Origin of the sequence: Pseudomonas sp. fls2-241-R2A-110, assembly GCF_030209165.1 — a bacterium.
Lineage (GTDB): Bacteria > Pseudomonadota > Gammaproteobacteria > Pseudomonadales > Pseudomonadaceae > Aquipseudomonas.
In genome coordinates, this window is sequence record NZ_JARVSN010000007.1 from 211290 (window position 1) to 225470 (window position 14181).

General features: G+C 59.3%; 12 protein-coding genes. 6 read left to right on the plus strand and 6 right to left on the minus strand.

The window, feature by feature from the left end:
• Positions 1-119 precede the first annotated feature (119 nt).
• Positions 120-1280, minus strand: a complete 1161-nt coding sequence (gene algW / locus QRN31_RS06365; protein WP_285430861.1) for a Do family serine endopeptidase AlgW — start codon at positions 1278-1280, stop codon at positions 120-122.
• Between the two features lie 102 nt (positions 1281-1382).
• On the opposite strand from algW, the gene QRN31_RS06370 reads away from it, so the two are divergent.
• From QRN31_RS06370 to cysN, 3 genes are all read left to right on the plus strand, one after another.
• Positions 1383-2141, plus strand: coding sequence for a Nif3-like dinuclear metal center hexameric protein (locus tag QRN31_RS06370; RefSeq protein ID WP_285430863.1), 759 nt, complete (start codon positions 1383-1385; stop codon positions 2139-2141).
• Positions 2142-2324: 183 nt separating this feature from the next.
• Complete coding sequence (cysD, locus tag QRN31_RS06375) at positions 2325-3242, plus strand: sulfate adenylyltransferase subunit CysD (protein ID WP_010463281.1); 918 nt, start codon at positions 2325-2327, stop codon at positions 3240-3242.
• Positions 3243-3251: 9 nt separating this feature from the next.
• Positions 3252-5150, plus strand: coding sequence for a sulfate adenylyltransferase subunit CysN (gene cysN / locus QRN31_RS06380; protein WP_285430865.1), 1899 nt, complete (start codon positions 3252-3254; stop codon positions 5148-5150).
• A gap of 169 nt (positions 5151-5319) precedes the next feature.
• On the opposite strand, the gene yihG is transcribed toward cysN, so the two are convergent.
• Genes yihG through QRN31_RS06395 form a run of 3 tightly spaced genes read right to left on the minus strand, consistent with a single transcriptional unit; the run spans position 5320 to position 8724 of the window.
• Complete coding sequence (gene yihG / locus QRN31_RS06385; RefSeq protein ID WP_285430866.1) at positions 5320-6225, minus strand: 1-acylglycerol-3-phosphate O-acyltransferase, YihG family; 906 nt, start codon at positions 6223-6225, stop codon at positions 5320-5322.
• A complete protein-coding gene (gene pta, locus QRN31_RS06390) occupies positions 6226-8325 on the minus strand; it encodes a phosphate acetyltransferase (protein WP_285430868.1) in 2100 nt (699 codons plus the stop codon).
• A gap of 60 nt (positions 8326-8385) precedes the next feature.
• The gene (locus tag QRN31_RS06395; RefSeq protein WP_285430869.1) at positions 8386-8724 is read right to left on the minus strand and encodes a DUF3565 domain-containing protein; all 339 of its coding nucleotides are present in this window, start codon (positions 8722-8724) and stop codon (positions 8386-8388) included.
• Here QRN31_RS06395 and QRN31_RS06400 point away from each other — a divergent pair.
• The 3 genes from QRN31_RS06400 to QRN31_RS06410 all read left to right on the plus strand — a co-directional run bounded on the left by QRN31_RS06400 (position 8693) and on the right by QRN31_RS06410 (position 11046).
• Positions 8693-9178, plus strand: a complete 486-nt coding sequence (locus QRN31_RS06400) for an FKBP-type peptidyl-prolyl cis-trans isomerase (protein ID WP_208669974.1) — start codon at positions 8693-8695, stop codon at positions 9176-9178. The genes QRN31_RS06395 and QRN31_RS06400 overlap by 32 nt on opposite strands.
• 122 nt (positions 9179-9300) lie before the next feature.
• Complete coding sequence (locus QRN31_RS06405) at positions 9301-9783, plus strand: glutathione peroxidase (RefSeq protein WP_208669973.1); 483 nt, start codon at positions 9301-9303, stop codon at positions 9781-9783.
• A gap of 159 nt (positions 9784-9942) precedes the next feature.
• Complete coding sequence (locus QRN31_RS06410) at positions 9943-11046, plus strand: NADH:flavin oxidoreductase (protein ID WP_285430872.1); 1104 nt, start codon at positions 9943-9945, stop codon at positions 11044-11046.
• Between the two features lie 117 nt (positions 11047-11163).
• Here the strand turns inward: QRN31_RS06410 and QRN31_RS06415 are convergent, their stop codons facing one another.
• A complete protein-coding gene (locus tag QRN31_RS06415; protein ID WP_285430874.1) occupies positions 11164-12363 on the minus strand; it encodes a glycosyltransferase family 4 protein in 1200 nt (399 codons plus the stop codon).
• 72 nt (positions 12364-12435) lie between these two features.
• Positions 12436-14076 carry a beta-N-acetylhexosaminidase gene (locus tag QRN31_RS06420; protein ID WP_285430875.1) on the minus strand — a complete coding sequence of 547 codons (1641 nt, stop codon included), beginning with the start codon at positions 14074-14076 and terminating at the stop codon, positions 12436-12438.
• Between the last annotated feature and the right edge of the window lie 105 nt (positions 14077-14181).

Below are 14181 nucleotides of genomic sequence, written 5' to 3' on the forward strand. Positions count from 1 at the left end.
AACTCGACCCTGTGGGAGCGAGCTTGCTCGCGATGGCGATCTTACATTCAACATAGATACTGAATGTTATGGCCTCATCGCGAGCAAGCTCACTCCCACAGTGGTTTTGTGTTGGCTGATTACTCTTCTTCTTTCTCTTTGACCGGCGCCGGTGGCGGGCGCAAACCGATTTCAGCGGTTAGATTCAGCTCTTTGCCATTGCGCATCACCTGGATCGTGACTTTGTCAGTCGGCTTGATCCGCGCGACCTGGTTCATCGAGCGGCGGCCATCGCCGGCCGGTTCGCCGTCGATGCTGAGGATCACGTCGCCCAATTGCAGGCCGGCTTTCTGCGCCGGACCGTCACGGAAAACCCCCGCCACCACGATGCCCGGGCGTCCCGACAGACCAAACGACTCCGCCAGTTCCTGACTCAAAGGCTGCACTTCGATACCCAGCCAGCCGCGAATCACCTGCCCGTGCTCGATGATCGACTTCATCACTTCCATGGCCAGTTTGATCGGGATCGCAAAACCGATGCCTTGGGAGCCACCAGACTTGGAAAAAATCGCGGTGTTGATGCCGGTCAGGTTGCCGTTGGCGTCGACCAGCGCACCCCCGGAGTTGCCGGGGTTGATCGCCGCGTCGGTCTGGATGAAGTCTTCGTAGTTGTTCAGGCCCAGCTGATTACGCCCGGTGGCGCTGATGATGCCCATGGTCACGGTCTGGCCGACGCCAAACGGGTTGCCGATGGCCAGGGCCACATCGCCGATGCGGATGTTGTCGGAGCGGCCGACGGTGATCGAGGGCAGATTCTTCAGATCGATTTTCAGGACCGCGAGGTCGGTTTCCGGGTCGCTGCCGATCACTCGGGCCAGGGTTTCACGGCCATCCTTGAGCGCGACCACGATCTGGTCGGCGCCGCTGGTCACGTGGTTGTTGGTCAGCAGGTAACCTTCCGGGCTCATGATCACGCCTGAACCGAGGCTCGACTCCATGCGCTTCTGCTTGGGCGAATTGTCACCAAAGAAACGACGGAACTGCGGATCCTCGAACAGCGGATGGTTGGGTTTGTTGATGACTTTGGTGGTGTACAGGTTGACCACCGATGGCGCGGCGATGGTCACGGCATCGGCATAGGACACCGGCCCCTGTTGTGTCATGGTGGTTTGCGGGGCTTGCTGCAAGTTGACGTCGAGGCTTGGAAGCCCGACCCACTGCGGGTAACGCTGAATTATCAACAGAGCGATAAGCACGCCGGCCAACAGCGGCCAGCCGAAAAAACGCAGCGCCTTGAGCATTAAGCACGTCCTGAAAGGTTGCAGGCGGTATGAGACCGCCCATAATGTCGCGCATTATACGAGGCGTAGCGCGCCTCTGAACGGGATATTTAGGAGTCTTTTATGGCCGTCGCTCTGAGCACCCTGGTCGAAGAAGCCGACCGTTACCTTAACAGTGCCAGGATCGCCGATTACTGCCCCAACGGGTTGCAGGTCGAAGGCCGGCCGCAAGTGATGCGCATTGTCAGTGGCGTCACCGCCAGCCAGGCATTGCTGGATGCGGCCGTCGAAGCACACGCCGATCTGGTGCTGGTGCATCACGGCTATTTCTGGAAAGGCGAGAACCCGTGCATCACCGGGATGAAGCAGCGTCGGTTGAAAACCCTGCTCAAGCACGACATCAGCCTGTTGTCCTATCACTTGCCACTGGACCTGCACCCGGACGTCGGCAACAACGTGCAACTGGCGCGTCAGCTTGACATCACGGTCGAAGGTCCGCTGGATCCGGACAACCTCAAAGTCGTCGGCCTGGTCGGCTCGTTGAGCGAACCGGTGACGCCCCGGGATTTCGCCCGCCGTGTGCAGGAAGTCATGGGTCGCGAGCCGCTGTTGATTGAAGGCAGCGAGATGATCCGTCGGGTTGGCTGGTGCACAGGTGGTGGTCAGGGTTACATCGATCAGGCGGTGTTGGCCGGCGTTGATCTGTACCTCAGTGGTGAAGCGTCCGAGCAAACTTTCCACAGCGCCCGGGAGAACGACATCAGCTTCATCGCCGCCGGCCACCATGCGACCGAGCGCTACGGCGTTCAGGCCTTGGGTGAATACCTGGCGCGACGCTTTGCGCTGGAGCACATCTTCATCGATTGCCCGAATCCGATCTGATTTCAACACGTCTTCGCGGGCGAGCCTCGCTCCTACGAGATCCCGGTCGCGCCCGAACAGGCAGGTATATTCATATACCCTTTCGATCTAGTCGGCGGCCTGATTAGAAGAGGTCGCTGTGCTAGGATTCCCCGCTCGAACACGGCCCGCTGGCCGTCCATAAGATCGTTTTCGTGAGTAGCCATGGTCGACAAACTGACGCATCTGAAACAGCTGGAGGCCGAAAGCATCCACATCATCCGCGAGGTCGCCGCCGAGTTCGATAACCCGGTGATGCTGTACTCCGTCGGTAAAGATTCCGCCGTGATGCTGCACCTTGCGCGCAAGGCATTCTTCCCGGGCAAACTGCCGTTCCCGGTGATGCATGTCGATACCCGGTGGAAGTTCAAGGAGATGTACGCGTTCCGCGACCGCATGGTCGAAGAGCTCGGCCTTGACCTGCTGGTGCACGTCAACCCCGATGGCGTCGCGCAGGGCATCAACCCGCTGACCCACGGCAGCGCCAAGCACACCGATATCATGAAAACCGAAGGCCTCAAGCAGGCTCTCGACAAGTACGGCTTCGACGCCGCCTTCGGTGGCGCGCGCCGCGACGAAGAGAAATCCCGTGCCAAAGAGCGCGTGTATTCCTTCCGCGACACCAAGCACCGCTGGGACCCGAAAAACCAGCGCCCGGAGCTTTGGAACGTCTACAACGGCAACGTCAACAAGGGCGAATCCATTCGTGTGTTCCCGTTGTCGAACTGGACCGAACTGGACATCTGGCAGTACATCTATCTCGAAGGCATCCCGATCGTGCCGCTGTATTTCGCCGCCGAGCGCGACGTCATCGAGATGAATGGCACCTGGATCATGATCGACGACGAACGCCTGCTCAATCACCTGAGCGATGAAGACAAGGCGCGCATCGTCAAGAAGAAGGTCCGCTTCCGTACGCTCGGCGACTACCCGCTGACCGGTGCGGTCGAGTCCGAGGCCACCAGCCTGACCGACATCATTCAGGAAATGCTCCTGACGCGAACTTCCGAACGCCAGGGCCGGGTCATCGATCACGATGGCGCAGGCTCGATGGAAGAAAAGAAACGTCAGGGTTATTTCTAAGGGGTTGTCATGTCGCACGTATCTGATTTGATCAGCGAGGACATCCTCGCCTACCTGGGCCAGCACGAACGCAAGGAAATGCTGCGCTTTCTGACCTGTGGCAACGTCGACGACGGCAAGAGCACCCTGATCGGGCGCCTGCTGCACGACTCCAAGATGATCTACGAAGATCACCTGGAAGCCATCACCCGCGACTCGAAAAAAGTCGGCACCACCGGCGAAGACATCGACCTGGCGTTGCTGGTCGACGGCCTGCAGGCCGAGCGTGAGCAGGGCATCACCATCGATGTTGCTTACCGCTACTTTTCCACCGCCAAGCGCAAATTCATCATCGCCGACACCCCAGGCCATGAGCAGTACACCCGCAACATGGCTACTGGTGCGTCCACCTGTGACCTGGCGATCATCCTGGTCGACGCCCGTTACGGCGTGCAGACCCAGACCCGTCGCCACAGCTTCATTGCCTCGTTGCTGGGCATCAAACACATCGTGGTCGCCATCAACAAGATGGACCTCAATGGCTTCGACGAAACCGTCTTCGAGTCGATCAAGGCCGATTACCTGAAGTTCGCCGATGGCATTGCCTTCAAGCCGACCACCATGGCCTTCGTGCCGATGTCGGCGCTCAAGGGCGACAACGTGGTAAACAAGTCCGAGCGCTCGCCGTGGTACACCGGCCAGTCGCTGATGGAAATTCTCGAGACCGTCGAGATCGCCAACGACCGCAACTACACCGACCTGCGTTTCCCGGTGCAGTACGTCAACCGTCCGAACCTGAACTTCCGTGGTTTCGCCGGCACCCTGGCCAGCGGCATCGTGCACAAGGGCGACGAAGTCGTTGTGCTGCCGTCGGGCAAGAGCAGCCGCGTGAAATCCATCGTCACCTTCGAAGGTGAACTGGAACACGCAGGCCCGGGTCAGGCGGTAACGCTGACCATGGAAGACGAGATCGACATCTCTCGCGGCGACTTGCTGGTGCACGCCGACAACCTGCCGCAAGTGACTGACGCGTTCGATGCCATGCTGGTGTGGATGGCTGAAGAGCCGATGCTGCCGGGCAAGAAATACGACATCAAGCGCGCCACGTCCTACGTGCCGGGCTCGATCACCAGCATCGTCAATCGCGTTGACGTGAACACGTTGGAAGAAGGTCCGGCCAGTTCGCTGAACCTGAACGAGATTGGCCGGGTCAAGGTCAGCCTCGACGCCGCCATCGCCCTGGACGGTTACGCAAGCAACCGCACCACCGGTTCGTTCATCGTTATCGATCGCTTGACCAATGGCACTGTCGCGGCCGGCATGATCATCGCCCAGCCGTTGACGCATGGCAGCAGCACGCACCACGGCAAACTGGCCCACGTCGCCACCGAAGAACGCGCCCAGCGCTTCGGCCAGCAACCGGCCACCGTGTTGTTCAGCGGCTTGTCGGGCGCGGGCAAAAGCACCCTGGCCTACGCGGTTGAACGCAAGCTGTTCGACATGGGCCGTGCAGTGTTCGTACTCGATGGCCAGAACCTGCGTCACGACCTGAATAAAGGTCTGCCACAGGATCGCGCCGGTCGTACCGAGAACTGGCGTCGTGCGGCGCACGTTGCGCGTCAGTTCAACGAAGCCGGTCTGTTGACGCTGGCCGCGTTCGTTGCACCAAGTGCCGAAGGTCGTGAGCAAGCCAGGGAACTGATCGGCAAGGAGCGTCTGCTGACGGTCTACGTCCAGGCCTCACCAACGGTCTGTGCCGAGCGTGACCCGCAAGGCCTGTACGCGGCAGCCGGGGATAACATCCCGGGCGACTCCTTCCCGTACGATGTGCCGCTGGACGCCGACCTCGTGGTCGACACCCAGTCGCTGTCGGTAGAAGAAAGCGTCAAGCAAGTGCTGGATCTGCTGCGTAAACGCGGCGCGATCTAAGCCTTCGCCGCTCCAATAAAAAGCCCGCCGATGAGTGATCATCGGCGGGTTTTTTTGTGGGTCAACTCGGTCAACTGTGGGAGCTAGCCTGCTAGCGATTGCGGTGATTCAGGCAATAAATTTGCTGAATGGGACCCGCTATCGCCAGCAGGCTGGCTCCCACAGGGGATCAGTGTTTGGCGGGATACTCGCGGTGCATCTGCGTCAGCAACGCATCCTTGTCATCCCACAGCTGGTTGATCCAGCCCTGAAACTGCAACCGATATTCGCCATCCTGGTCGTAGTTCTTGCCGATGAATTGTGGCGGGATCTTCAATTCCTGAAAGTGCACCACCACATCCTTCACATTCCCGCAGAGCAAATCCCAATACCCCGGACGCCCGCCCGGATAGTGAATCGTCACGTTGACGATCGATTCCAGTTGCTCACCCATCGCATCCAGCACAAACGCAATGCCGCCGGCCTTGGGTTTTAGCAGGTATTTGAGCGGCGATTTCTGCTGCGCATGCTTGCCCTCGGTGAAGCGCGTGCCTTCGACGAAATTGAAAATCCCCACCGGGTTGCTGCGGAACTTGTCGCAGGTCTTGCGGGTGGTTTCCAGGTCTTTGCCTTTCTTCTCCGGGTGCTTTTCCAGGTAGGCCTTGGAGTAGCGCTTCATGAACGGAAAGCCCAGGGTCCACCAGGCCAGGCCAATCACCGGCACCCAGATCAGCTCTTGTTTGAGAAAGAACTTCAGCGGCTGGATGCGCCGGTTGAGCACGTATTGCAGGACCATGATGTCGACCCAGCTCTGGTGGTTGCTGGTGATCAGGTACGAGTGCTGATAGTCCAGGCCTTGCAGGCCGCTGAGGTGCCAGCGGGTGCGGCAGACCAGGTTCATCCAGGCTTTGTTGTTGCTGATCCAGGCTTCATGGGTATGGCTCATCAGCCAGCGGGTGAACCGCTGGGTGAGGGCAAACGGCAGCACTTTGAAAATCGCCACGAGGAACAGGAACGAGCAAAGCAGAATCGTGTTCAGAGCCAACAGCAGCGAGGCAATCACGCCGCGCACGGGTGCAGGTAGAAAATCCAGCATTTAAAGATCCAAAGGTCGGTTGGCAGCTTGAATCGCGGTCAACGCGATGGTGTAGACGATGTCGTCGACTTGCGCGCCGCGCGGCAGATCGTTCACCGGTTTGCGCAGGCCTTGCAGCATCGGCCCCAGGCTGACGCAGTCGGCGCTGCGTTGCACGGCTTTGTGGGTGGTGTTGCCGGTGTTCAGGTCCGGGAACACGAACACCGTGGCGCGACCGGCAACCTGGCTGTTTGGTGCCAGCTGCCGTGCCACGGTTTCGTTGGCGGCGGCGTCGTATTGCAATGGACCGTCGATCAGCAGCGAGTTTTGTTGCTCGTGGGCGAGCAACGTGGCTTCGCGAACTTTCTCGACTTCTTCACCGCTGGCCGATTCACCGCTGGAGTAGCTGATCATCGCCACGCGCGGAGTGATGCCGAATGCTGCCGCCGAGTCGGCGCTTTGCAAGGCAATCTCGGCCAGCTCGCTGGCGCTCGGGTGCGGGTTCATCACGCAGTCGCCGTAGACCAGCACTTCTTCGGGAAACAGCATGAAGAACACTGACGACACCAATGTGCAGCCAGGCGCCGTTTTAATCAGCTGCAGGGCCGGGCGGATGGTGTTGGCGGTGGAGTGAATAACCCCGGACACCAGGCCATCGACCTCATCCAGCGCCAGCATCATGGTGCCGATCACTACGGTGTCTTCCAGTTGCTGCTCGGCCATCGGCGCGTTGAGGCTTTTGCTTTTGCGCAGCGCCACCATCGGCTCGACGTAGCGTTCGCGGATCAGGTCCGGGTCGAGAATCTCGAGTCCCGGCGGCAGCTCGATGCCTTGTGCGCGAGCCACAGCCTCGACGTCTTCCGGTTTGGCCAGCAACACACAACGGGCAATGCCGCGCGCCTGACAGATCGCCGCCGCTTGCACGGTCAGCGGCTCGCTGCCTTCGGGCAGGACGATACGTTTGTTGGCGGCCTGGGCGCGCTGGATCAATTGATAACGGAACACCGCGGGCGACAGGCGCATTTCCCGTGGCGTGCCGCAGCGCTGGTGCAGCCAGTTGGCGTCGAGGTGGCTGGCGACGAAATCGGTAATGATTTCCGCGCGCTCGCGGTCGTCGATCGGGATTTCCTTGTTCAAGCCGTTTAACTGGTTGGCGGTTTCGTAAGAACCCGTGCTCACCGACAGCACCGGCAGACCAGCCTGCAACGCGCCACGGCACAGGTCCATGATGCGTGGGTCGGGCAGGGTGTCGCTGGTCAGCAACAGGCCGGCCAACGGCACGCCATTCATCGCTGCGAGACTGACCGCGAGGATAATGTCGTCACGATCGCCAGGCGTCACCACCAGCACGCCGGGCTTGAGCAGCTCCACGGTGTTGCGCATGGTGCGCGCGCAGATAATGATTTTGGTCATGCGCCGGGTTTCGTAATCGCCGGCATTGAGGATTTGCGCACCCATCAGGTCGGCGACGTCGCGGGTGCGCGGCGCGTTCAGTTCCGGCTGGAACGGGATGCAGCCGAGCAGGCGAAAATCGCCGCTGCGCAGCAACGGCGAGTGTTCTTTGAGGCGCGAGGCAAAGGCCTCCATGCTCTCGTCGGTCTTGACCTTGTTGAGGATCACGCCGAGGACTTTCGGGTCTTTGGGGCCGCCAAACAATTGCGCCTGCAACTCCACGCGGCCGGAGAGTTCGGTCAGGGCTTCGCTTTCCGGCGCGGAGACCAGAATCACGTCGGCATCGAGGCTCTTGGCCAGGTGCAGATTGACCCGCGCGGCATAACTGGCGCTGCGGGTCGGCACCATGCCTTCGACGACCAGCACATCCTTGCCAATGGCCGCTTGCTGATAAAGGGTGATGATTTCTTCGAGCAACTCATCCAGTTGACCGTCGCCCAGCATACGCTCGACGTGGGCCAGGCCCAGCGGTTGAGGCGGCTTCAAGCCGTGAGTGCGCGCCACCAGTTCGGTGGAACGTTCAGGCCCGGTGTCGCCGGGGTGTGGCTGGGCAATCGGTTTGAAAAAGCCGACCTTGAGGCCGGCGCGCTCAAGGGTGCGCACCAGCCCGAGGCTGATGGAGGTCAGACCCACACCAAAATCGGTGGGTGCGATAAAAAAAGTTTGCATGCGAATTCTCTGAGGGAGCATGGCAAAGGCGATCATCTATGGCTGACGATCTACCGAAATTCAGTCGCCAAGGTTATCGCTAACCGAGCCTTGTGCGCACCAACCACAATCAAAGGGCTGGCCTATTTTTTCAATACGTTGCGCGGGGTCCAGGACCCAGGCACGTGATTGCCACGGCGGCTGGTGACGCAAGTGTTGAGTGTGGCCGCAGGAAAGCTCGGCAACCCAATGTCCGTCGTCATCCTGATGAAAACCTGTGACCGTCGAACCTTTCGCCGCCATCCGTCTGTCCGGGTTGTGTTCGCTTTCGGGCGATTGCTTCGCTAAACTTGGTCTTTCTTCATTCTTATGCAAAAGGTCTCGCCCCATGCTGATCGCCGCCAATAAGGCTGTCTCCATCGACTATACCCTGACCAACGACGCTGGTGAGGTCATCGACAGCTCCGCCGGCGGCGCGCCGCTGGTTTACCTGCAAGGCGCAGGTAACATCATTCCGGGCCTGGAAAAGGCTCTGGAAGGCAAAGCAGTCGGCGACGAGCTGAAAGTGGCCGTTGAACCTGAAGATGCCTACGGCGAATACGCTGCCGAACTGGTCAGCACCCTGAGCCGCAGCATGTTCGAAGGTGTCGACGAACTGGAAGTGGGCATGCAGTTCCACGCCTCCGCTCCAGATGGTCAAATGCAGATTGTTACCATCCGTGATCTGGACGGCGACGAAGTCACTGTCGACGGCAACCACCCGTTGGCCGGTCAGCGCCTGAATTTCCAGGTCAAGATCATCGACATCCGTGATGCCAGCCAGGAAGAAATCGCTCATGGTCACGTCCATGGCGAAGGTGGCCATCACCACTGATTTTCTGCGCTAAGCTCAGAGAACTGGAGAGGCGCCCGAGGGCGCCTTTTTAGTCCGCGGCTGTCCTTGGTGACTTCGCCAAGTGGCTGTTTCGAGTAGAACACGGGAATTTGGAGTTCGTCATGAGTGCTTTTCACGACCTTAAATTGACAGCCCTGGATGGTCAGGAGCTACCCCTGGCGCCTTTCAAGGGGCGTGTCGTGCTGGTGGTCAACGTTGCCTCCAAATGTGGTTTGACCCCACAGTACGCGGCACTGGAAAACCTCTACCAGCAATTCAAGGACAAGGGTTTCAGTGTGCTGGGCCTGCCGTGCAACCAGTTTGCCGGTCAGGAACCGGGCACCGAGCAGGAGATTCAGGAATTCTGCAGCCTCAACTATGGCGTGACCTTTCCGTTGTCCAGCAAGCTGGAAGTCAACGGGCACGATCGTCATCAGCTGTACCGTCTGTTGGCGGGCGAGGGCGCGGAGTTTCCGGGAGACATCACCTGGAACTTCGAGAAATTCCTGCTGGGCAAGGACGGGCGTGTATTGGCCCGCTTCTCGCCACGCACGGCGCCGGATGATCCGACGATCGTTCATGCGATTGAAAAAGCGCTGAGCTGAGTCGCAAAAAAAATCGCAGCCTTCGAGCTGCGATTTTTTATGCCTGCCTTTTGACCCTTAATCACCCAGATCAATAGTGCTGTGCATCCTCTGCATCTGCGCATATTATCGCCGTCATAAAATTTATGTCCCGCCGATAGCGTTTTCGTGGAGTGCCTCATGCCAGTCAAAGCCCTGTTTAAACCGTTCCATCTCGGCACTCTCCAATTGCCGACCCGCGTCGTCATGGCGCCGATGACCCGCTCGTTTTCGCCGGGCGGCGTTCCTAACTCCAAAGTGATCGAATACTACCGTCGTCGCGCCGCTGCCGGTGTGGGCCTGATCATCACCGAAGGCACCACCGTCGGCCACAAGGCATCCAATGGCTACCCTAACGTGCCGCATTTCTATGGTGAAGCTGCGCTGGCCGGCTGGAAGAAAGTGGTCGATGCGGTCCACGCCGAGGGCGGCAAGATCGTTCCACAGCTGTGGCATGTCGGCAGCGTGCGTCGCATCGGCACCGAGCCGGACGCCAGCGTGCCGGGTTATGGTCCATCTGAAAAACTGAAGGACGGTCAGGTCGTGGTTCATGGCATGACCAAACAAGATATCCAGGACGTGATCGCCGCATTCGCCCAAGCCGCCAAAGATGCCCAGAGCATTGGCATGGACGGCGTTGAAATCCACGGTGCCCACGGGTACCTCGTGGACCAGTTCTTCTGGGAAGGCAGCAACCAGCGCACCGACGAATACGGTGGCGACCTGGCTGGTCGTTCGCGTTTTGCCATTGAGCTGATCCAGGCGGTGCGTGCCGCGGTCGGCGAAGGCTTCCCGATCATCTTCCGTTTTTCGCAGTGGAAGCAGCAGGATTACACCGCGCGCCTGGTACAAACCCCAGAAGCGTTGGGCGAGTTTCTCAAGCCGTTGTCCGATGCCGGTGTGGATATTTTCCACTGCTCGACGCGCCGCTTCTGGGAGCCGGAGTTCGATGGCTCCGAACTGAACCTGGCCGGCTGGACGCGCAAACTCACCGGCAAGCCGACCATCACCGTGGGCAGCGTGGGCCTGGATGGCGAGTTCCTGCAGTTCATGGTCAACACCGACAAGATCGCGCAGCCGGCCAGCCTGGAAAAACTGCTGGAACGCCTTAACAACGACGAGTTCGACCTGGTGGCGGTAGGGCGTGCGCTGTTGGTGGACCCGGACTGGGCGCAGAAAGTGCGCGACGGGCGTGAGGAAGACATCTTGCCGTTCAGCCGTGAAGCGTTGATGACCTTGGTTTAAGCGGCGACTGGAAGGGCCCCTTCGCGAGCAAGCTCGCTCCCACGATGGTTCTGTGTCGATCACAAAACCTGTGGGAGCGAGCTTGCTCGCGATGACTGACTTAAAATCAACGAAAGCTCAGGGGACAGTCGATGCAGTCGGCACCACCTGCTCCCGCACACAAGCCCCCCGCAACTGCCCTTCGAACTGATCGATAATCGCCGCCCAACCCTGTCGACTCGCATGCTGGCGCGCATTCAGGCGCACGCAACGCAAGGTTTCCCTTTCTTCCAGCAACCAGCACAGCGCATCACAGAACGCCTCCTCATCCCCGGGCATCGCCAGCACGCCGTTGTAGCCATGACGAATGTGCTGAGCCGCAGCCGCCTGATCGTAAGCCACCACACCCAACCCCGAGGCCAGCGCCTCTAGCACCACGTTGCCGAAAGTTTCGGTCATGCTCGGAAACAGAAACACGTCTCCCGATGCGTAATGGCTGGCCAACGCTTCGCCGCGTTGTGAGCCGCAGAAAATCGCGTCAGGAAGTTCCTGTTCCAGAATCGCTCGCTGTGGTCCGTCGCCGACCACAATCATTTTCAACGTGCGCTGCGGATAAGTGGCTTTCAGCGCGTCGAAACAGCGCTTGAGCAGACCCAGATTTTTCTCCTGGGCCAAACGTCCTACGTGAAGTACGGCAATATCGTCCTCGCCCAATCCCCACTGTTCGCGCAGTGACGTCAGTCTTTTGGAGGGATGAAACAATTGGCTGTCGACCCCTCGGGAGAGCAGCGCCAGGCGCTCGAAATGCCGACGTTCCAGCTCCAGTCGCTGGCTGACACTTGGCACCAGTGTCAGCGTCGAGCGATTGTGAAACCAGCGCAGGTAGTGGGTCAGCAGGCGAGTGAGCAAACCGAGCCCATACTGGCTGGAGTACTGCTGGAAGTTGGTGTGAAAGCCGCTGACCACGGAGATTCCCAAGCGCCGCGCCGCACGCAACGCCGACAATCCCAGCGGTCCTTCCGTGGCTATGTAGAGCACGTCCGGGCGATGCCGCTTCCAGCGCCTGAGCAATTTGTGCATCGACGACTGACCCCATTGCAAGCCGGGATAACCCGGCAGCGGCCAGCCCCGGCACAGCAGCAACTCGTCATCGCTGGCCGCCAGCAGATCGCCACCCTGACGGGGTCGCACCAGCTCCACTTGATGGCCGCGCGCGCGCAAACCATCGCACAAGCGGCCAAGGGTATTGGCCACCCCGTTGATTTCCGGTGGGAAGGTTTCGGTGATCAAAGTGATATGCAGAGCTGTCGTCATGACCTCAGTGTCGGCTGGGGCCATGTCGTCATTGTGGCGCTTTGATGATGGATTTATGACGATGAGGCCCTTAGGGGCGGCAGATAGCGCCAGTCATCACCGTTCCGGTGGAGCGAAGGCAACCGAACGGGTTATCGGTTTTACCTCCTTCATCGTGTTGGCCGCGTGCAGTGAGCCCCACAAACGCTGCCCCGTCGGTTGCATCCATTGAATCAGATGCGACCAGACTTTCTCGGCTGACAGGTAATCGGGTTCATCGGCCCAGACTTGTATGCCTGCGCCCTTCATCGCCGGGTGGTTTGCGTCAATGATCGTCACGCTCTGACCGGCCTTGTCCATGAAATGGTTGGGGCGCCAGACATCGTAAAGTCCATAAGGCGAGTGTTTGCGATCCACCAGATTGCTCCAGTTGGATTGGATGACAAAGTAAAAGTCGCCGTGGGCATTGAGCACGGTGTACCCGGCGTCGATCAGCGCTTGTACGTTTTTCTCACTGCGAACGCTGCCCCAGATACTCCAGCAAAGTATTTCAACGGCTGTATCGACCTCGATCACTTGATTGTCCTGAACGACAGCATCGTTCCACATGCGCGCAATCTTGCCGTTCTCGCGTACGAAACTCGCCAGCTCATTAACGAATTGTCGGACGCCATCGCGCGAGTTGGCGCCGGGCTTTCCCGAGGCCTGCCGTGCGTATACAGCCAGTTGTGGTGTGTTGTAGGAGGTGATCGGAGAGAGGAAATACTCGTCGGCTTCCAGATTGACATGGGTGCTGTCTGGAAACATGTCGAACACATCCTTGAGGAGTTCTTTGACGAAGCGGCGTGCGGCCGGAATGCTGAAATCCAGCGCTTTGGGCACAACGCTGCCATCGCTCAGGTGCAGTTGAAATTCGGGCCTGTTGCGCAAGATGAATTTCATATGCCCAGGCGATTCAATCCCGGGAATGACGTTGATGTGGTACGAGGCGGCGGTGTCGAGTATCTCTTTGAGCTCCTCTGCGCTCCAGGCATCCGCACTGGAAAGGCCTGGATGAGACGGGAAGACAATCCGCACCCCCTCATTGTCGGTGAGGTGAAGATACAGCGTGTTGAGCTGGTTCCACGCCATCTCGCGCAGCAGGTTTTTGATCCATTCAGGGCTGTAATACTTGCGCCCGACATCAAGCAGAACAGAGCGCTCGGCATAAGTGGGGGCATCAATGACCACGCCGGGGGCAAGTGTGGTGCAAACACGTACCGCTTTATGCAAGGTCGTCAGCGCCCGGGCCATGGCTTCCAGGGTTTTTGCGGTGACGCGAATGGCGTCGGTAATGTCGATGCGGTAGGCCTCGTTCAGACCTTTGGCGGGTATTGGCACTTGCGCAGTATCTGGCGCAGACAGATTCAACACGACATCACCACGACTCTGTTGCGGACTGCCTGAGGCGAGCATTACGACGGGTGATTTGCTGAGACCGGCAGCAACGGCAAGCCCGAATGCCAACCGTGTTGCCAACGGGCGAATGCGCTCATCGTCGATGAGAATACGCGTGCTTTCGTTGAGGGTGCAGGCGGCGCCGGCAACAGGCTGGGCATGTCGTACCGCCGGACTCAGGCCGGTCCAGGCAAAGCGTTCGCTGAGTGTGTTTGCAGTCGGGGGGATTGCCTTCGCGGCAGATGAGAGCGGTGGGCTGGCGGGTATTAACATTGAACAAAATCTCCATGAAATGAGGTCACGTCTCTTCCTTGAACGCATGAGAATTCATGCAGGTGGGCCTCATCATCTATTGGAGATGTCTTTCCTGATATTGGCTACTGTCAGCAATGGCCGGTTATACAAAACGGCTAAAGCTGGAGATGT